This is a genomic window from Candidatus Nitrosacidococcus tergens (assembly GCF_902810445.1).
Taxonomy (GTDB): domain Bacteria; phylum Pseudomonadota; class Gammaproteobacteria; order Nitrosococcales; family Nitrosococcaceae; genus Nitrosacidococcus; species Nitrosacidococcus tergens.
The window spans coordinates 1,651,675-1,672,720 of sequence record NZ_LR778175.1 but is presented as its reverse complement, the minus strand read 5'-3'; the positions used below and the strand labels follow the sequence as shown (position 1 = coordinate 1,672,720).

Below are 21,046 nucleotides of genomic sequence, written 5' to 3'. Positions count from 1 at the left end.
GGTTAGTACAGAAATGCGGGAACCCCTTTTAGAAATCTATATTCACACTAGCGAATACGCTACGAGGCATTCCAGGCATAATTTGGTTGTCTGCTTGGGCCGTTGCATAGTAGGTTTGATCAGAGACATTATTTAGGTTCACTTGGAAGCGATAACCTTTTGTTTGGTAGTAGGCCATAAGATCCCCTACGGCATAAGTAGGTAGGGTGACCTGATCGGTAAATGTGGCGTACCGGTTAGATTCTCCATGAACGCCAGCCCCAAAACCCCAATGTTTATTAATGTCATAAGTAGACCAGATGGAAAACTGATTGCGTGGTACTAGACCCACTCGAGCACCAGCAGCAGTACCTACGACCGCTACTAAATTATTAGCTTCTGGCATATAGGTGTAATTGGCAAAAATATTCCATTGATCGGTGATACTACCATTGGTAGACCACTCAATACCTTTCATTCGCTGTTTACCGATAGAGATTGCTTCAGGGCTACCGTTGGGGAGCTCGCCTGGTATATTGGTTAAATTGATTTGAAAAAAAGCAAGAGTCATTAGTAATTTATCATCTACTAGGCTGAGTTTATTACCAAACTCATATTGATCGGATCTTTCTGGTGATATATTAGTGCCTGGCGTTGAAATTGAGCTGGAAAGATTGGCACCAGTTGGAATGTAATTTCGGCTGAAACTAAAGTACATCGTGTCAAACTCAACTGGTTTGTACATCAAGGCGAGTTGGGGTGACCAAGTGTCATTCGTTTGTTGCTGGGTAGCGTTTACTGCAAGAAACTGTGTATTCACCGTAAATCGATCATAACGGGCGCCCAGTAATATAGACCAGTGCTCATTAAAAGCAATCTGATCCTGTAGGAAAACGCCGATTTCATCCGCAGCAATGTGGTTATTTCGACTTAAGCTCGTCAAGGGCACCTCGGTGGTAAGGAGCGAGTTGTTTATGGAGAAAAATTGCGGCAGATCAAATCCCCCTTGGGGAGAAACTACGCTGGCCCAATCTCGTTGCCAGGTATAGTCTGCACCACTTAGTACCTGATGCTTTATTCCTCCGGTGTTAAAATCGCTAATAATCTCAACACGATCCTGATAACTGATACGCTGAGTCAGGCTCTGATAACCTAGAAATTGAAACATACCGTCTTCGTTGACGGAAGTAGCGGGGGCAAAGTTGCTGAAATTATGGGTATTATCAAATACATAAAATTTATTACGTATTTTCAGGTGCTCGTCGAATTGGTGTTCGATGTTAAAATAACCTGCCGTAACTTGAGAGTAATATCTATTTTGGTTAGGAGAGCCAAAGAATTGGCTACGGCTAACATCAATTGGTAATCCATTTTGAGAAGGGATGCCTCGATCATCAAGACGATTATCATTAAGGTAGGATAAATTCAGATCGATTTGGGTGCGGTCATCGGGTTCAAAATGGAATTCTGGGTTAACTGCATAGCGATTAAGAAAGTAGAAATCACGAAAGCTTCCTGAAGTTTCTCCCATTCCCATAATACGGAAAGCGCTGGAGTCGCCCATAGGAGTACCGAAATCAAGCTGGCTTCGGAAATGGCCCCAGGGAGATGCATTATTGCCGCCGCCACCTTCTACCATAATATGGCGTATTTCTCGACGTTCTGCTTGTTTGGTCACAAAATTGACGATACCGCTGGCGTTTCCTCGGCCGAACCGACTTGCCGACGGTCCTTTTAGGATATCGATATGATCTACATTATAGAGCGGTCGAAAGTACTCAGCATCATCTCGCATATTATTCATGAAAAAAGCGGAATTAGTGCTGACACCGCGAATAATAAGCTGGTCTCGATTACCTTCACCTAGATTGATTGAAACCCCGGGAGTATTACGGACTGCATCCTCTAGGGATTGGGCGGCTTGATCATTGAGAACTTGTCTGGGGATTGGAGTAATAGAAAAAGGGGTATCCAGTACTGGGGTGTCGGTTCCCAGTGCGGTGTTGGTATCCACTCTATAGGGGGAGAGTTTTCTACCCATGACCGTAACGGGTTCTAATTTTTTAGTTTCTTCATCAGTTGTATTTTCTTTAGTTTTTTCTCCCTTCTCTTTTTCTGCTCCTTGAACTGGAGCTATTGCTAATAATATTATGATGGCAAATACCATCGAGGTTTTTTGCATATCACTATCCCCTTTTAACTTTAATTTTAAAAAAGCTATTTAAAAATAGTAATAACAATTATCATTATCAAGGTAAATTAGATAATTTTTTTTATTTAAAAAAAAAGAGCAGAGAAAATATTATTTCTCTGCCTAGAGAGAGGGAGTAAAAGTGATGCAGTGTTTAGAGTGTAGTAGTAAATTTTACTGCTACACTTTAAATATAGTAATAACAATTATCATTATCAAGGTAAATTAGATAATATTTTTATTTAAAAAAAAAGGGCAGAGAAATAATAATTTCTCTGCCTAGCAAGAGGGAGTAAACGTGATGCAGTGTTAGAAGGTAGCAGTAAAATTTGCCATTACATTAAATGGTGCCCCTGGCATAATCTGATTATCGCCAGCAGCAGTAGGGTAATAGACTGTATTGGATATGTTGTCAAAATTCAATGAGATTCGATAATTTAAATCGGTGTAATAGATCATTGCTCGAGGCAGCACATATCCGGGAAGAAGTACTTTATCACTAAAGGAAGTATACATACTCGATTGAGCATTTACTCCTGCGCTCATGCCAACGTGAGGCGTGAAAGCATAGGTACTCCAAAAATTAAATTGATCCTGTGGCACTAATCCAACGGTAGCCCCAGCATTACCACTGGTGGTAGCCGTTAAAAGATGGGCACTTAAACGAGTATAACCACCAACAATTTGCAATCCGGGGAAAATTTCACCAGTAGCACTGACTTCAAAGCCTTCATTTCTTTGGGAACCTAGTTGAACTAGAATGGAAGGATCATTAGGATCTGGGCTATTTACATTATCTAGGTCAAGACGGAAGAAGGCAGAATTGACAGAAAGTTTGTCTTTAAGAATGACAAACTTAGTCCCTATCTCATAGTTAGTGGAAACAAGAGGAGCAAGAGCTGCATTTGAAGCATCTTTTAGAGAAAGAGCGAGGTTAGCTCCTTGAGGAGTATAGGTTTTAGCATAGCTGGCGTAAAATGAAGCAAAGCTAGTAGGTTCATAAATTAACCCTGCTCGAGGACTAAAAGTATTATCAACGCGTTCGGTATGTGGACCACCTAAGAAATCATCACCTACTACTTTAAACCAATCATAGCGAGCCCCAGCCACCAACTTCCAATGTTCATTAAAAGCAATTTGATCTTGCAAGTATACACCAATATCTGTACCTGTAACATGGCGATTTCTACTGACCTTATCAAAAACACCCACCCCAACTGGATCTAAAATAGAAACCCCTGTAATTTTATTCGCATCAATTTTAAGATCACTATCTTCTTCATGAGAAACCACTAAACCACTCATAATCTCTTGGTGAATAGAACCTGTATCTACTTTATAGATAATATCTGTACGGTTAAAAAAATTATCTCGAGTATTATCATGGTGATAGCCTGAAAGATCGACAGTACCTGCACTTGAAACTGCACTGCCTGGATATAAATTTTGATAATTATGTACCGTTTGAATAAACCGGAAAGAGTTTTGAATTTTTAAGGAATCATCGAAGGTATGCTCAAATATTCCATGAGCTTCTTCCACATTCTGATAAGAAAAATTTTGGGTAGGTGAACCAAAGAATGTTTCAATCGGTACATCTGCAGGACGACCATTCTGAGAGGCAATCCCTCGATCAGCTAATCGGTTATCATTGAGGTGCTGTCCTCCAATAGTCAGCTTAGTGTTGGGATCAATTTGAAAGGTAACCTCTGGATCTACCCCATAGCGATGGAGATAGAAAAAATCCCGAAAACCACCAGAGTCCTCTACCATGGCATTTAAACGGTAACTGGCTACATCTCCAGGAATAGGTCCACCAAAGTCTACAGTAGCTCGTTTGTGATCCCAATAACCACCGTTTAAGTTGATACTATAATGAGGAGTTAAGGTAGGTTGCTTAGTGACTAAGTTTACGACACCTCCTCCATTACCTCGACCAAAAATCATTCCTGATGATCCTTTGAGCACATCTAGATGCTCTATGTTGTAGGGATCACGAAAATATTCGGAATCATCACGTAGTCCATTGACAAAAAAATCAAATTTAGTATCGATCCCTCGAATTACAACTTCATCTCGATTACCTTCTCCCAAATTTACGGTAACCCCTGGGACATTGCGCATGGCATCTCCGATAGATTGTACGTTTTGATCTCGGAGTAATTCTTTAGGCAACACGTAAACACTTTGGGGGGTGTCTTTAAGAGGAGTGTCTGTACGCATAGCACTACTGGTATTGGGAAGAAAATAGGTACTTTCTCCTTTAGCACTTTGTACTTGTATTGGATCTAGTTTTTTGGTTTCTTCACTCTTTTCTTCTTTAATTTTTTCTGCCCCTTGAGCAAAAGAGATACTCGATAAGAATGTAAGTAATATGATTGAGTTAGGTATTTTTAATTGAGATGAAAATATATTTGTATTCTTCATAAAATGAACTACGCTTAAATATTTTTATTAAGTTATGAAAACATCTATCCATTAGTATAAATGAAAATTAATATCATTTGCATATTTTTTTATAAAAAATTTATCTTTATTTTGTTAGAAACAAGTAGATGGGGCTTTCTAGAAGATCTATGTAGAATAAGGTCTTAAGTAAAAATCTTAATTAATTTACCTAAGATATAAATTGGTGGCCTATACTGCACATAATAGGTGTTGTACGATTACAAATTTGATAGGCTAGCGTTCTTTTATTAAATAGTCATAAATTTTCTAAAGAACTATCTCGGCAGGATATAATTAAAATATTAAAGACTTTGTTTTTTGTATTTTATTTATGATGATTATCTATTGATAAGCCCTAGATTTCTGTATAAAGACTAGGTAAATTGGTGCTGATATTTCTGAGAAATACCACTTTAATATGGAACTAGGCAATGCAGATAGGAGTTATTTGTGTTGCCTAAAGAATAGACAAGAGCTAATTTTAATTTCTCAAAATCTTACTATAAGGTCCCATGATCCTATCGCCCTAGATATTCAACTATAAACTGAAATTCGCTTAGAGCTTGATAGTAAGCAAATTCTAAACTAGAGAAGTTCTCCATAGTTGGACTATATTACCATGGAGAAAAATCTGTATAATTTAGATTAAAAATTTTATTTACTAACTTCTTTATGCGTATCATTCAAGAAGCTTTAACTTTTGACGATGTTCTACTGCTCCCAGCATACTCGCAGATTTTACCAAAAGAGGCCGTTCTGACGACTCGTCTTAGTCGTACAATTACACTAAATATTCCTATTGTCTCAGCAGCTATGGATACAGTAACTGAATCTAAACTGGCCATTAGTCTAGCTCAAGAAGGTGGGATAGGCATTATTCATAAAAATATGAGTATAAGAAACCAAGCTAATGAAGTACGAAAAGTAAAGAAATTTGAAAGCGGTATTATTAGTGAGCCTATTACTGTAACACCAGAAACAAGCATTGGAGAAGTGCTTGCAATTACTCGATCCCATCGAATTTCTGGCGTACCTGTAGTCGAAAAAGAACAATTAGTAGGTATTGTTACTAGTAGGGATCTACGGTTTGAAACCCGTTTTGATAGCCCTGTATCTAATATTATGACTCCAAAATCACGGTTAGTGACCATCTCAGAAGAAGCTAATCGGGAAGAGGCGGTTAACCTTTTACATAAAAATCGTATTGAAAAAATATTGGTTGTTAATGATCAATTTAAACTAAAAGGATTAATTACGGTTAAAGATATTCAAAAAGCAACTGAGTATCCTTTAGCTTGCAAAGATGAATATGGACGATTACGGGTAGGAGCAGCAGTAGGTATTGGAGAAGGAAGCAAGGATCGCATTAATTCACTGATTGAAGCTGAAGTAGATGTATTGGTAGTAGATACTGCCCATGGTCATTCTAAAGGAGTGCTTGACCAGATAAAATGGATTAAGTCAACTTATTCTAATATTCAAGTGATTGGCGGCAATATCGCAACTGGAGAAGCAGCTAAAGCACTTATAGAAGCAGGTGCTGATGGTGTAAAAGTGGGTATTGGTCCAGGATCTATCTGTACTACTCGAGTTGTAACTGGTATAGGAGTACCTCAAGTCACTGCCATTACCAATGTTGCTGAAGCACTAAAAGGTAGTGATGTCCCATTTATTGCAGATGGAGGAGTTCGCTATTCAGGGGATTTTGCTAAAGCGATTGCTGCAGGTGCTCATACAGTAATGGTAGGCGGCATGTTTGCTGGTACTGAAGAGGCACCGGGGGAAGTAGAGCTTTATCAAGGTCGAGCTTATAAAGCTTATCGAGGAATGGGATCACTAGGGGCAATGCAACAGGGGTCAAGCGATCGCTACTTTCAGGATCATAAAGAAGGATCTGATAAATTAGTTCCTGAAGGGATTGAAGGTCGTGTTCCCTATAAAGGTAATTTAGCACCTGTAGTTCACCAGCTTATTGGTGGATTACGCTCTAGTATGGGTTATACTGGCTGTGCCAATATTGAAGCAATGCGTACTAAAACAAATTTTGTACGTATTACAGCGGCAGGCGTTAGGGAAGGTCATGTTCACGATGTAACAATTACTAAAGAAGCACCTAACTATCATAGGGACTAGTTAGTGAGTCTCTCTTATAATCACTCTATTTTAATTCTTGACTTTGGTTCGCAATATACCCAGCTGATTGCCCGTCGTATTAGAGAAATAGGGGTATATTGCGAGATATATCCTTATCATATTAAGGATGAAATACTAATATCACTTACACCTAAAGGAATTATTCTCTCTGGAGGGCCAGATTCAGTACGAGGAGAATATGCACCTCAAGTTTCTGAATTAATATTTTCTATGGGTATACCTATCCTTGGTATTTGCTATGGCATGCAAACAATGGCAGCCCAATTAGGCGGAAAAGTAGAGCTTGCCACTCACCGGGAATATGGCTACGCACAAGTTTGTGCATACCCTTCTCCACTATTCATAGAAGTAAAAGACAAAAATACTCATGAAGAGTTTTTATTAGATGTTTGGATGAGCCATGGGGATCGAGTCACTAAATTACCTGCGGGGTTTACAAAAATTGCTTCTACAAATAATAGTCCTATTGCAGGGATGGCAGATGAAAAACGACAATTTTATGGTCTTCAATTTCACCCGGAAGTCACTCATACTCCTCAAGGAACAAATATTCTAAAGGGATTTATCCAGAATATTTGCAAATGTGAATTCCAGTGGACTCCTCAAAAAATTGTTGAAGATAAAATCATACAAATAAAAAATCAAGTAGGTGCTGATAAAGTATTACTTGCTTTGTCTGGAGGCGTTGACTCTTCGGTTGTTGCTGCATTGTTACACCAAGCAATAGGTAATCAACTTATCTGTGTTTTTGTAGATAATGGATTACTTCGTTTAGGAGAAGTCGAGCAGGTAATGACTACCTTTGTAGAGCATTTTGGCATTCAAGTAATTCTTGTTAATGCAAAGCAACGCTTTTTAGAAGCACTATCAGGTGTTAGTGATCCAGAAGAAAAACGTAAAATTATTGGTCATATATTCATTGAGATTTTTGAAGAAGAAGCAAGAAAATTAAAAAATATAACATGGCTTGCTCAAGGAACGATTTATCCTGATGTCATTGAATCAGCAGGTACCAAGACAGGAAAAACACAAACTATAAAATCCCATCATAATGTAGGTGGATTACCTGAAAAATTAAATTTAAAGCTACTTGAACCTCTACGAGAGCTATTTAAGGATGAAGTGCGTAACCTTGGTACTAAATTAGGGCTACCGTTTGAACTTGTACACCGCCATCCTTTTCCAGGACCAGGTTTAGGCGTACGTATTCTTGGAGAAATAAAAAAAGAATATGCAGATTTGCTTCGCTGTGCAGATGCAATTTTCATTGAAGAATTGCGTGCTCATGATTGGTACTATAAAACGAGCCAAGCCTTTGCAGTATTTTTACCTATAAAATCTGTTGGTGTAGTAGGAGATGAGCGTAGTTATGAATTTGTAATTGCACTACGAGCAATAGAGAGTATCGATTTTATGACTGCTCACTGGGTACATCTACCTTACGAATTACTTTCTTATATCTCTAACCGAATTATTAATGAAATACCTAAAATTTCCCGAGTGGTTTATGATATTTCAGGTAAACCACCAGCTACTATTGAGTGGGAGTGATTACACGTCTGACACGACCAGGGATCTGATGGCATAAAACTGTAGGTTCTTGTTTAGCAAGCAATATTGTAAATTCCTTTTCTGTTTCATACCTCATTAAGATAGCCACCTATTGTTGTAGTAGTATGTAACAATGCTATTTTCTTGGAGTTAAGCTGATAAATTCTCATGAACCTACTTTTCTTGATAGTGAAGACCTAGGTGCTGATTTATCGGTGTTCATCTCTACTACTAGCGCTCAAGAGCAGTACGAACTGTGATATGGAGAAATCGTGGCCGAAGCTATAGCTCGATATCAAAGCAAAGAACAGGAAGAGCAGAATATCTTGTAGCATTCAGCAAAATAGAAAGAATAAGAAGGTGATAAAAATGAGTATTGAAATGATCAAGAGCGAAATTCGCTACTTTCTCACAGAGGAAGATAGGCTAGCTCTTTGCTTAAACGGTAAGTGGGGCACTGGTAAAACTCACACTTGGAAAACGCTCCTTATTGAAGCATTTAAAAATGAAAATGTGAGTCCCTCTAAATACGCTTATGTATCGCTTTTCGGACTCGAAAGCTTGGGGGATGTACGGCGTTCGCTTTTCGAGAATACCAAGGGGTCTACTGCCTTTAAGAATACAGAGCCGTTTGAAGCGACCACTAGCGGTATTTTAAAAAAATTGCCCTTCCTTGTATCAAAATGGCGAGAATGGGTTGGAGCAGTAACTCGCAAAACACCGATTAAAATACCGCTCATCGCAGACTATAGTAGCTTGGTGGAATTAGGGTTTCTGAGTGTACAAGATCAAATAGTATGTTTTGATGATCTTGAGCGAATGAGTGAAAATCTTGCACTTAAAGATGTACTAGGTCTGATTTCTTTTCTTAAAGAAGAGAGACGATGCAAAGTCGTGCTTTTACTGAATAGTGAAGTGTTGGAAGGCCAAAATACCAAAGACTTTAAAAATCAGCTTGAAAAAGTAATTGACATTAATCTCGTTTTTTCACCTACAGCCCAAGAAGCAGCTGAAATAGCGATTTCAGATACGGCAATAGCATCACACGAATGGGTTAAGGAATGTGTAGTTAAATTAGAAATTTCAAATATCCGTACGATCTTTAAATTGCTTCGTATAGTAGATAGGCTTGAAAAAATACTTGATGGTTATGATAAACGTATTCTGAAGCGGGCAATTCATAGCGCTTGTCTTTACGGATTTGCTTTATATCAGCCCAGAGATGCTCCTTCAGTTAAGTATATTTTGAATCAACCATCTGAGGTATATAGCCTCTTATCTAGAGGTACCAAGGAAAAAAACCCAAGAAAGATTCGATGGTCTAGGTTGCTTAAAGAATATGAGTATCATGGCCCTAATGCATTAGATATAGCTATTTTTGATAGTATTCGTACCGGAGTTTATGATGAAGCGAAAATTAAGGAAAAAGCTCAAACTCTCTTTCAGCAATTATCTTTGGATGATCAATATACTTCCTTCAAGGAGATATGGAAAATTTATCATGACTCCTTCGATGATAATGCTGATGAGTTTACTACAAAATTAAAAAAGTCTATTTTGGACTGCGCTGCAGTCATTAGTCCTAGTGATCTTTCTGGATCGATAGAGGCATTGAAACTTTTAGGCTATAAGGGGGATGTTAAGAGCTTAATTCAAGGTTATATAGAAAAAAGAAATGACGGAAAAGAATTTTGGTTGTCTGGAGCTTCCATGAAGGATCCAGATCCAGATGTAGCAGAGGCTTTTGCGAAGAAGGCAGCTGAGTTTTGCGATGATCTGAAATTACAAGATGTTTTGACTGATATTGCTCGAAGCAAAAAATGCAGTAAAGAAGTGTTTGAATCTATTGACAAGCATAGTGTGGACGATTTCTATGAAATGTTGAAATCTACAAAGGGCGAAGCCCTATATCTTGCAATTGAGGGCCTGATTATAGCTAATGATACGATGCAGAGCATAAGAGAAAAAGCTATATCTGTCTTTCAGTGGATAGAGCGTGAGAGCAAGATTAATCATCTTCGTGCCAAAACAAAATTTTTCGATAAATTATAAATTGTTTAAGTAGGGTTTTTGTTTTAATTACAATAGAATAGGAGAATAAAATATAGAAAGTACGGAAGATATAGATATTAAATGGATGAACTACGCTTTAGTACTCGCAAGATATGCTAAAGAAATAGGAGAGGTTCCTATTGGGGCTGTGCTGGTAAAAGATGGTGAAATTTTAGGAGAGGGCTGGAATTGCCCAATTACTACTAATGATCCTACAGCACATGCAGAAATACAAGCTATTCGAGCTGGTGGAAATAATCTTAAAAATTATCGCTTAATTAACAGTACCCTTTATACCACCTTAGAACCCTGTAGCATGTGTGCTGGAGCTGCTATTCAGGCTCGAGTTAAAAGAATTGTGTTTGGTGCCTTTGATCCTAAAAGCGGGGCAGCAGGAACAGTTATTAATATATTTCCAACAGGATTATTTAATCATAGCATAGAGATTCGAGGAGGGGTTTTAGCAGATCTTTGTGGATCAGTTTTGACTGCTTTTTTTAAAGTACGCCGATAATAGGTATTATTTAATCGTATTTTTTACTTAAGCTAGTTTTTTTGTGAAAAACTATTTTATGAATTAAGATATATATAATAAAATTACACAATTAGATCTTTAACTAAGTTAAAGGAATTTCTTAAATTTCTATATAATTATCTGATATAAATATAAAAGAACTAGTTTAAATAAATATTGTCCTAGTTTAATCTATAGAGTAATCTCTTTTTTTTTATATATAAAAAGAAGTTTTAGGTAGAATTTTGGAGATATTATGCCAGTGTAATTTACGGCATACAAAATCATGGAGTATGGAATGAAGAATTTTAAAAACACCAAATTAGCTGTAGCTATTGCAGCAGCAATGGGTTTTTCTCTTCCTGTGGGTGCGATTGTAGTAGTTGGAGGAGACAATGGTTGGGAAGTTAGTTTTGATGGTAATATCAACCAATTCTATGTTTGGAGCGATCCAAGCGGTCGTCCAGACAATGTAATTGGTGGTAATATGAATATGAGTCCTATTGCGGAGCATCAAAGTAGGTTTCGTAGTGGATTAATGCCTTCTCTATTTGGTTTTAATGTAAAAGCACCTACTTGGAATGGGTTAGATATTGGTGGAAGAATTAGTTTTGCAGGAGAAGTAAATAATTCTAATACACAAAACAGGGGTTATAATGGCGGCCCTGGAATGCCAAGCCAAGGGCTGGTAAATAGTAGTGAAACTACAGGGTTTGGCGGAAATTTAGAGTTTCGAGAAGCGTACTTCACTATTGATGGTCAGTTTGGTCAAATTTTGATGGGGCGGACACTAGATGTTTTTATGGGTAAAAATATCTTAACTGATCAAACCCTCTTTGGTGTAGGTGCTACCGGTGATGTTCATGGTGGAGGGTTTACTCTAGGCCGAATTGGTTATGGGTATCTTTATCCTAACTTTAACGCTCAACTTCGATGGACTAGTCCAGATATGGCAGGTGTTAAACTAACTGCTGCTGCAGTAGATCCTTCTCAAGTTTGTGGTGCTGCTGGATCTTTAGTAAATGGCTATGTCGCTGCAAGCGGAGCAAATTGTTATAATACTGATAGTACTCCACGAGCTGAGGGTATGATTAGCTACGCTAGATCTTGGAAAGATGGTAGCTGGGAAGTATGGGGATCTGGGGTATGGCAAAACTTTACTCGCAATTCTATAAATCAAGGACAGATTATAGCTGATGGTTTTACCCCAGGTATTGAAAACAATGTTTGGGGTTGGTCAACAGGATCTCAGCTTCGATATAAAAATTGGGACTTTAATGGTTCCTACTACTCTGGTAGGGGATTGGGTAGCTCATTTCTTTTTGATGCTGACTCTATGGATGCATCTGGTCATCTGCGTAGAAGTAAAGGCTGGATGGCACAGTGGGGCTATACTTTCTTGGGGCACACTAAATTAGCATTTAGTTATGGTACTTCTAGGCAAGCTGAAACTGGAACGGATCAATTGATGAGCTCTATGGGATATGGGGCTGTTCTTAAAGATCAACAATCCTACACAGCTGGAATATACCATGATGTAAACTCTAATTTAAAACTGGTTGCTGAGTGGACCCGTGAAATTAATGAATGGTATGGTCATGGTAATAGACAGACTGCAAATGTAGTCGGTGTAGGTGGATACTTTTTTTGGTAGCCTTACTACTTGAAAATACAACTAAATAAGCCACCCATAAAGGGGTAGTATTGTACCCCCTTTTTTTTAGATTTTTTGTTAGTCAATATTAATTAATTAGCGAGCACGGTAAATGATTCTACCTTTAGTAAGATCATAAGGGGTGAGCTGAATAGTTACCTTATCGCCTGTAAGAATTCGGATATAATGTCTTCGCATTCTTCCAGAGATATGTGCTGTTACCACATGACCATTTTCTAGTTCTACTCTAAACATAGTATTTGGAAGGCTATCAATTACTGTACCTTCCATCTCAATATTATCTTCTTTTCCCATATATTATTAATAATTCCTATTGCACTAATAACCTGTATATTTTAGTCATTTTATCATAAAAGCTGTGAAGACGGATTAAGGTGAATTCTCATACTGCTTTATTTTAAGTTATTTACAATAGATGGGTCACATAGTTTTTGTACCCATCTAATAAAGAGATCCCTAGCAATTGCTTGGGCACCAAGGCGAAGTAAGTGATCAGACTCAACTTGGCAATCAATTAGCGAGACTCCTTTTTGCTGAAGATAATCACAAAGGTAAGCTAGTGCTATTTTAGAAGCATCTGAGCGTAGGCTGAACATAGATTCGCCAAAAAAGATACGACCGATATGTAATCCATAAAGCCCACCTATAAGATTAGATTTTTCCCATACCTCTATAGAATGAGCTATTTCCATATTATGTAGTTGGGTATAAGCAATTTGCATTTCTGTAGTGAGCCAAGTGCTAATAATGCCGTGACGTGGTGTATTGGCACAAGCTTGAATGACACCTTGAAAATTTTTGTTTACAGTAATAAACGTATGTTCAGATCGATTTAGTCTTTTTTTTAAACTTCGTGAAATTTTTAATTTATCAGGAAATAATATCATCCTAGGATTAGGACTCCACCAAAGTATCGGTTGCCCTTGACTATACCAAGGGAATATACCTTGGCAGTAGGCATAGATAATCCGTTTTGGGGATAAATCCCCACCTATAGCAAGTAATCCATTTGGATCTAAGAGGGCAAGTTTAGAATCTGGAAAAAAATAAGATGAATCGTTAGGATCGATGTAATAGGGAGAAATCAAAGATAAATATTTTACAAGTGCTTGCGACCTTTAAAAGCATAGGAAAGCGTATTTACATCAACAAACTCAAGCTCACCTCCAATAGGAACGCCATGAGCGATTCGAGTAGTAGCAATATTATATTTTTTTGCTAATTTATTAATATAATAGGCAGTGGCTTCTCCTTCTACAGTAAGGTTGGTAGCAAGAATAATCTCATTAATTTTTTTAGCTTCTAATCGCTGAATAAGTAAATCCATACCTAAAGCTTCAGGATCAATTCCATCAAGAGGAGATAAATGTCCCATAAGTACAAAATATAGCCCTTGGTAAGCTGTTGTTTGTTCAATCGCCTGTACATCACTAGGCATTTCTACAACGCAGAGTTGGCTATGATTTCGATCAGTACTAGCACATAAGGAGCATAGAAGAGATTCATTTAAAATACGACACGATTGGCATTGAGTAACTTTGTCCAGAGACTCAAGCAAAGCATTAGCAAGTTGAATTCCCCCTTCTCGATCCGATTCCAATAGATGAAAAGCCATACGTTGTGCAGATTTTGGTCCTACTCCAGGTAAACAACGTAATGCCTTTACTAAATAAGATACAGAAGGACCAAATAAATCAGTATGAGGCATTTAGGGCAATTAATTAGAAAGGTAATTTAAATCCAGGGGGAAGCATTCCAGAGGTCATACTAGACATTTTTTCCTTCGATTGAGCTTCAACTTGCTGGACTGCATCGTTAACAGCGGCAGCAACTAAATCTTCCACCATTTCCTTACCTTCTTGCCAAACTTCATCATTAATAGTAACACGCCGGCAATCATATCGTCCGGTCATCACTACACTAACCATTCCTCCTCCTGACTGACCTGTAACCTCCATGTTTGCAAGTTCAGCTTGTGCTTTTTCCATATTCGACTGAATCTGCTGTGCTTGTCTCATAAAATTACCTAAACCACCCTTCATTAATACGCCTCCTTAACTATCAGATTTATTTTCTTGAATAGCTTTAATGTTTTCAGTTAGAACTCGAGCATCAAATATTTTACAGATCGTTTGAATATTTTCATTATTCTCTATTGCTTTAATCGCAGTTTGTTTTGCTATTTCTTGATTTTTTACTTCCTGTGTAGCAATTGTATCTGTACTATCGCTGAGATTAGAAATTTGAATAATAATTTTAACTTCCTGGTTTAAGTAATTACTTAATACTTCTTGTAAACGATCCCTTCCACGCTGGAGACTCGCCATAGTTGGAGAGATTTTCAAATAAAAAGTATTCATCTCAAAATAATCGAAAATACAATTTTCGGCAAGCTGCTTTGAAATACCGCTCAATTCTAATTGAAAGATTAATCCTTGCCAGTCATGGTTACTATTTGGCAGGCTTATAGAAAATTCTCTCGGTATAAATGCCGTTTCTTTTTCTTGTATTTCTACTATTTTATTTGAATTATTATCATTCAAGATGTTCTGATAGGGTAGAGTTTCCTCATTAGATTGTGTTTCCATAGGATAGAAACATAGCATTCTTAGTAATAACATCTCAAAGGCCATATATGGATCTGGTGCATAGATAAGATCCCGGTTTCCAATAAGACCTATTTGATAGTAGAGTTGTACTTCTTCTGGAGTAAAGCGGCTTGCAAGTGCTATAAAATCTTCACTCTCAACTATCTTATCTATAAGATTAGGATTAATTTGATAAAGAGTAATTTGTTGAAGTAAATGTAATAAATCTCTAATAATTTTAGAGATATCAACTGAATAGCTGCATAACTCTCGCACCTGCTTGATCAAATCCTGAGAGTTTTTTTGAGATAAATAATCTAAAAGAATAAGAAGGTTTTTTTGATCGATACCGCCTAAAACTGCTTGAGTAGTATTAACAGTAACTTGCCTATTATTATAATTAATAGTTTGATCTAAAAAACTAAGTGCATCGCGCATGCTACCTTCCGAGGCTTGAGCAATTGCAAATAACGCCTCTGGATCAAATAAAATATGTTCTTCATCTAGGATTTTACCTAGATGATCTGCAATAGCCTTCGGATTTATCCGTCTTAAATTGAATTGTAAACAGCGAGAAAGGACGGTAACAGGTATTTTTTTAGGATCAGTAGTCGCTAATAAAAATTTAACATGAGGTGGGGGCTCTTCTAAAGTTTTTAATAATACATTAAAACTTGAAAGAGAAAACATATGCACCTCATCAATGAGATATACCTTATAGCGCCCATGACTCGGAGTGTAGCAAGCGTTTTCTAGTAGTTCCCTAGTATCATCTACGCCTGTACGAGATGCTGCATCTACTTCTATGAGATCAATAAAGTTACCTTTATTAATTTCTAAGCAATTTTTACATTTTTCGCATGGAGAAGAACTAATACCTGCTTCACAATTAAGAGATTTTGCTAAGATTCGGGCTAGGGTAGTTTTACCTACACCTCGAATTCCTGTAAACAGAAAAGCATGATGTATTCTTCCTGTATCTAAACTATTTATAAGTGGTTGAAGTATATAATCTTGTCCCACTACTTGAGAAAAGTTACGAGGTCTCCATTTTCGTGCTAGTGCACAATAACTCATTAGTTTATAAAAATAAGGTGGTAGCCTACAACTAGCCGTATCTCGGCACATGAAAATACTGCTGCCGCTGCTCCTTTCCAGGCCTGACGGGGTTTACAATATATCATTGCGAGAGAACCAGTGCAGGCTACCATTAAACTATTAGTTTACTCAAAGGGGTTATTTAGAATGATTGTTTGCTCTCGCTCTGGACCAGTAGAAATAATTCCTATAGGAGTTTCTGTTAGCTCTTCTATTTTATTAAGATAATTATGTGCATTTTTAGGAAGCTGTGTATAGTCAGTTAAACCGACTGTAGATTCACTCCAACCTGGTAATTCTATATAAACTGGATCGCAGTGAGCTAGAATTTCAGTATCTGGAGGAACTTCATAATATTGATTATTATAGCGATAAGCAGTACAAATATATAATTTTTCTATACCGTCTAGTACATCTAATTTAGTTACACAGAGGCTAGAAATGCTGTTAATAATAATTGAGCGTTTTAGTGCAACTAAATCTAACCAACCACAACGGCGAGGACGATTAGTGGTTGATCCAAATTCATATCCTACTTTAGCTAAATGCTCACCAATATCATCGTTAAGCTCGGTGGGGAAAGGCCCATTACCTACTCGTGTCGTATAGGCTTTAGTAATCCCAATAATGTGATCTAAATTTCTAGGACCAATACCGCTTCCAGTTGCAGCTGCTCCTGCGGTAGTATTAGAAGAAGTTACAAAAGGGTAGGTACCATGATCTATATCGAGAAAAGTGCCTTGAGCCCCTTCAAATAAAACATTTTTCCCTTTTAATCGTAATTGTGTAAGTAAAGCAGGAATATCAGCTATTAGAGATTTGAATTTTTCTTTAAAAGAAAAAGCTTGATCTAGAGTTTGTTTATAGTCAACAGGTTGAGTTTGGTAATACTTCTCTAGAATAAAATTATGGTAATCTATAATTTCAGCCAAATTTGTCGTGAAATTCTCTTCATTTAATAAATCACTGACTCGTAAAGCTCGCCTTGCAATTTTATCTTCATAAGCTGGTCCTATCCCACATCCTGTAGTACCAATTTGTCTACCTTGGGTTTTCTCTCTTGCATGATCTAATGCAATATGGTGCGGCAGAATAAGCGGGCTCATTGGGCTGATTTTAAGTCGATTGTATAACATAATGCCTTGCTGCTTAAGCATTTCTGCTTCTTTCATAAAGGCAACAGGGGACAATACAACCCCATTTCCTATCATGCACAATACATGCTCATGTAATATACCTGAAGGAATTAAATGAAGAACTATTTTTTGATTAGCTTTAGTAACTAAGGTGTGGCCTGCATTGTGCCCTCCTTGGAAACGAACAACAGCATCAACATGATGAGTAAGCAGATCAACAATTTTTCCCTTTCCTTCATCACCCCATTGACTACCTATAATTACTATATTTTTAGCCACTTACTTAATCCTTATCACTTTCCATTGTCCATCTTCTAATACTAATCGACGATTACATCCTAGTGTTTCATAGTCCTCTTTAGTATCTGAAAATCCATAGACTACCTTTTCTCCTTGCTGACGTAAACGCAGCACTTCTTTCTCAAACTTAGCATCCTCAATCCAGCATGCATAAATCCTATGATAAGATTTCGAACGAGGGGTAATAATTTTTTTTAAATCTATGCTAAACCCAGTTGCTGGTTGTGCATATCCGAAATCTTGCCCAATTCCGTCATAACGTCCACCTTGAACAATTGCTTGACCATACTTAGGGGTATAAACAGAAAAAACAAGTCCTGTATGATAATGATAACCCCGTAGCTCAGCTAAATCAAAATGAATAGGCAATGAAGGGAAATACCTTTGGATAGCACTTGCAGTTTTCTTTAAGGTAGTTAATGCATCTATTGCTTCATTATCTATTAGATATTGTTCTGCTTCCTTCATAATCTCTTCTCCTCCATGGAGATGTATTAATGCCATAAGCATTTCAGAATATTTAGGGTCAACTTGGTATTCTATCAATACATTTTCAATTTCATCTTGTGCTTTGCGTTGTACCATATCAAGCAATATATATTCTTGTGCTTTTGAAAGCCGTGCTTGAGAAATAATATTTTGGAATATTCCTACATGACCTAAGTCTAAATAGATTTTTCCTACCCCAGATTGAAATAGAGATTCTACTGCAAGTCGTATAATCTCTATATCGCTTTCTATACCTTCATGCCCATAGAGTTCTGCACCTACTTGAATAGGGTTACGAGTACCGCCTAAATTCTTTGGTAGAGTATGCAATACACTACCTATATAACACAAACGGGTTACTCCTTTTCTTTTAAGGCGGTGAGCAGAAATTCTAGCTACCTGCGGTGTTATGTCGGCACGAATCCCCATTAAACGTCCAGTGAGCTGATCTGTAAGCTTAAAAGTTTGCAACTCTAAATCAGTACCTGTACCTGTGAAAAGAGATTCTAGGTATTCAATAAGCGGAGGGATAACTAACTCATAACCCCAAGAATAAAATAAATCTATCAGGTTTCGGCGAGCAGATTCTATATCTTCCGCTTCTTCTGGTAAAATTTCATCCACACCTTCTGGCAAAAGCCAGCGTTCAGTAATCGGCATCTTATAGATTAAACTTTAGCTTATTTTTTATTCTAAGATCTAAAAAAAGGGGGGATAACCCCCCTTTTGAATATTACTGAGTAGGATCAGAATTAGTTTGAGATTGTATGGAATGAGTTGTTAGAGAAGAAGTAGCTGATTTAGAATTAAAAAAACTGAAAAATTCTCCTTTAGGCTCTAAAAGAAGGATATTATCACCTTCCTGTGGGAAAATATTACGATATGCGCTTAAACTACGATACAGGGCGTAGAAATTTGGATCCTTATTAAAGGTATCTCCATAAATTTTAGTAGTTGCTGCATCACCTGCACCACGAATAGTATCTGCTTCTTTTTGAGCATCAGCTAAAATGATAGTGCGCTGACGATCGGCTTCTGATCGAATTCGCTCAGAGGTTTCTACCCCTTGAGATCTTAGTTCAGCCGCTACTCTCTCGCGCTCGGCTTCCATACGAGCATATACGGAACTACTTACATCTTTTGGTAAATCAATTCGTTTAAGACGTACATCTACAATAGTAATACCAAATTCTTTAGCCTGCTCGTTTGCTCGGCGAGCCATAGTTTTCATAATAAGTGTTCGTTCACCTGAAACTACTTCTTGAATAGAACGTCTCCCAAACTCACTACGTAATCCATCTTTAATAATTTGAGATAAACGTAAATCTGCATTAGACTCAGTACCAGCCATCGAGCGATAGTATTGAGCTACATCGCTAATTCGCCACATAATGAAAGAATCGACAATAACATTTTTCTTCTCGATCGTAAGATAGCGCTCAGATTCTACATCAAGGGATAAGGTACGACCATCAAATTTTTTTACTGAGTTGAAAAATGGAATCTTAAAATGGATTCCAGGCTCAAAATCTACCCTTTCAATTCTTCCTAATCTGAGTAAAATAGCTCTCTCTCTTTCATCAACAGTAAAAACGCTTTGAGATCCTATAATAATAAGTAAGGCAATGCTCCCAAATAAGACGCTAAAATTTTTACCCATTACTAACGCGTCCTCCGATTTCGGCTATTATTGTCTTGTAGACTATGATCTTGTTGGTTCATATTTTTACCTCGGATAATAGCAGGTAATTGATCTAAGGAGATTGTACGTCTCGTTTTATTACTCTCCTCACTCTCATTATTTCCAAGAGGTAGATAAAATACATTAGTACTTCCAGGTACATCAACAAGTACTTTACGGCTTCCTTTCATTACTGATTCCATAGCCTCAAGATAAAGACGTTTTTCAGTAATTTCTGGGGCTACTAAGTATTCTTCAAGAATCTGAGAAAATTTTGCAGTCTCACCTTGAGCATGGGCAATCACTTGGCTCTTATAAGCTTCTGCTTCTCTAATCTTACGAAAAGCCGCACCTCGTGCTTTAGGAATAATGTCATTTGCATAGGCTTCAGCTTCGTTACGAAGTCTTTGCTCATCCTCCCTAGCTTTAATAGCATCAGCAAAAGCTTCTTGTACCTGCTCTGGTGGTTGAGCATCTTGCATGTTTACGCTAGTGACAAGCATTCCTGCCTTATACTGATCTAAAACTTCTTGGGCTAGGGTTTGAGTTTGGATCATCGTCTCACTACGTCCTTCTGTAAGCACAAAATCCATAGTATTTTTACCTACTACTTCTCTTAATGCACTTTCAAGTACTTGCCGTAAATTAATATCTGCATGACGTACATTAAACAAATAATGAGCTGCATCTTTAATTCTATACTGAACTGCAATACGTACATCTACTATGTTTTCATCCTGCGTGAGCATTAAGGATTCACTAGGCACAGGAGATCCAGACTGTCCTCTACCCGTAGATCGATAACCAATTTCATAGCTTCTAATTTGTGCTACATCTATTAATTCTACTTTCTCAATAGGATAGGGAATATGCCAATGTGGTCCTGAATCAACCGTAGTTGTATATTTACCAAATCGAAGCACTACTCCTCGCTCTGCAGGTTTAACAATATAAATACCTGAGCCTACCCAGCCAGCTATAGCAATAAGTGCTAATAAAACAAGACCTCTACTACTCGGTCCTTGCTCTAAAAAACTTGGTCCTCCTCCATTTTTATTACCAAAGAATTTATTTAGTTTAGTTTTGAGGTTATGGATAATTTCATCTAGATCTGGTGGCCCTTGTTGATCACCATTTTTATTCCAAGAATCATTATCTTTGTTTCCATTAGGCTCATTCCAAGCCATCAG

Annotated in this window: 16 protein-coding genes and 1 other RNA gene; 5 read left to right on the top strand and 12 right to left on the bottom strand. The window is 37.4% G+C overall.

The annotated features are described in order from the left end of the window. Window positions 1–28: 28 nt before the first annotated feature. Together NSCAC_RS08065 and NSCAC_RS08060 are read right to left on the bottom strand one after the other, a co-directional pair. Entirely contained in the window at window positions 29–2,161 is a 2,133-nt protein-coding gene (locus NSCAC_RS08065) for a TonB-dependent receptor (RefSeq protein ID WP_197744295.1), read from the bottom strand. A gap of 318 nt (window positions 2,162–2,479) precedes the next feature. Next, window positions 2,480–4,597, bottom strand: coding sequence for a TonB-dependent receptor (locus NSCAC_RS08060; protein WP_197744294.1), 2,118 nt, complete (start codon window positions 4,595–4,597; stop codon window positions 2,480–2,482). Window positions 4,598–5,290: 693 nt separating this feature from the next. Here NSCAC_RS08060 and guaB point away from each other — a divergent pair. The 5 genes from guaB (at window position 5,291) to NSCAC_RS08035 (ending at window position 12,543) form a co-directional block, all read left to right on the top strand. Further along, a complete protein-coding gene (gene guaB / locus NSCAC_RS08055) occupies window positions 5,291–6,751 on the top strand; it encodes an IMP dehydrogenase (RefSeq protein WP_197744293.1) in 1,461 nt (486 codons plus the stop codon). A gap of 3 nt (window positions 6,752–6,754) precedes the next feature. Further along, entirely contained in the window at window positions 6,755–8,323 is a 1,569-nt protein-coding gene (gene guaA / locus NSCAC_RS08050) for a glutamine-hydrolyzing GMP synthase (RefSeq protein WP_197744292.1), read from the top strand. 369 nt (window positions 8,324–8,692) lie between these two features. Continuing rightward, window positions 8,693–10,375 (top strand): P-loop NTPase fold protein, encoded by a 1,683-nt coding sequence (locus NSCAC_RS08045; protein ID WP_197744291.1) that lies wholly within the window; start codon window positions 8,693–8,695, stop codon window positions 10,373–10,375. Between the two features lie 85 nt (window positions 10,376–10,460). Next, complete coding sequence (gene tadA / locus NSCAC_RS08040; RefSeq protein WP_197744290.1) at window positions 10,461–10,889, top strand: tRNA adenosine(34) deaminase TadA; 429 nt, start codon at window positions 10,461–10,463, stop codon at window positions 10,887–10,889. 298 nt (window positions 10,890–11,187) lie between these two features. Next, window positions 11,188–12,543 carry a porin gene (locus tag NSCAC_RS08035; RefSeq protein WP_197744289.1) on the top strand — a complete coding sequence of 452 codons (1,356 nt, stop codon included), beginning with the start codon at window positions 11,188–11,190 and terminating at the stop codon, window positions 12,541–12,543. A 96-nt stretch (window positions 12,544–12,639) separates the two neighbouring features. On the opposite strand, the gene infA is transcribed toward NSCAC_RS08035, so the two are convergent. The 10 genes from infA to hflK all read right to left on the bottom strand — a co-directional run bounded on the left by infA (window position 12,640) and on the right by hflK (window position 21,043). Continuing rightward, the gene (infA, locus tag NSCAC_RS08030) at window positions 12,640–12,858 is read right to left on the bottom strand and encodes a translation initiation factor IF-1 (protein ID WP_197744288.1); all 219 of its coding nucleotides are present in this window, start codon (window positions 12,856–12,858) and stop codon (window positions 12,640–12,642) included. A gap of 98 nt (window positions 12,859–12,956) precedes the next feature. Further along, window positions 12,957–13,652, bottom strand: a complete 696-nt coding sequence (gene aat, locus NSCAC_RS08025; RefSeq protein ID WP_197744287.1) for a leucyl/phenylalanyl-tRNA--protein transferase — start codon at window positions 13,650–13,652, stop codon at window positions 12,957–12,959. An 11-nt stretch (window positions 13,653–13,663) separates the two neighbouring features. Continuing rightward, complete coding sequence (gene recR, locus NSCAC_RS08020; RefSeq protein ID WP_197744286.1) at window positions 13,664–14,272, bottom strand: recombination mediator RecR; 609 nt, start codon at window positions 14,270–14,272, stop codon at window positions 13,664–13,666. Window positions 14,273–14,285: 13 nt separating this feature from the next. Further along, on the bottom strand, window positions 14,286–14,606 hold the full coding sequence (locus NSCAC_RS08015) for a YbaB/EbfC family nucleoid-associated protein (RefSeq protein ID WP_197744285.1): 321 nt from the start codon (window positions 14,604–14,606) through the stop codon (window positions 14,286–14,288). 12 nt (window positions 14,607–14,618) lie between these two features. Next, window positions 14,619–16,229 carry a DNA polymerase III subunit gamma/tau gene (dnaX, locus tag NSCAC_RS08010; RefSeq protein WP_197744284.1) on the bottom strand — a complete coding sequence of 537 codons (1,611 nt, stop codon included), beginning with the start codon at window positions 16,227–16,229 and terminating at the stop codon, window positions 14,619–14,621. A 26-nt stretch (window positions 16,230–16,255) separates the two neighbouring features. Next, an RNA gene (gene ffs / locus NSCAC_RS08005) (signal recognition particle sRNA small type) lies at window positions 16,256–16,352 on the bottom strand. A 23-nt stretch (window positions 16,353–16,375) separates the two neighbouring features. Continuing rightward, window positions 16,376–17,665: an adenylosuccinate synthase gene (locus NSCAC_RS08000; protein WP_197744283.1), complete on the bottom strand. Its 1,290-nt coding sequence runs from the start codon at window positions 17,663–17,665 to the stop codon at window positions 16,376–16,378. Continuing rightward, complete coding sequence (locus NSCAC_RS07995) at window positions 17,666–18,835, bottom strand: ATP phosphoribosyltransferase regulatory subunit (RefSeq protein WP_197744282.1); 1,170 nt, start codon at window positions 18,833–18,835, stop codon at window positions 17,666–17,668. A 73-nt stretch (window positions 18,836–18,908) separates the two neighbouring features. Next, window positions 18,909–19,835, bottom strand: a complete 927-nt coding sequence (hflC, locus tag NSCAC_RS07990; protein ID WP_197744281.1) for a protease modulator HflC — start codon at window positions 19,833–19,835, stop codon at window positions 18,909–18,911. Between the two features lie 2 nt (window positions 19,836–19,837). After that, complete coding sequence (gene hflK, locus NSCAC_RS07985) at window positions 19,838–21,043, bottom strand: FtsH protease activity modulator HflK (RefSeq protein ID WP_197744280.1); 1,206 nt, start codon at window positions 21,041–21,043, stop codon at window positions 19,838–19,840. Between the last annotated feature and the right edge of the window lie 3 nt (window positions 21,044–21,046).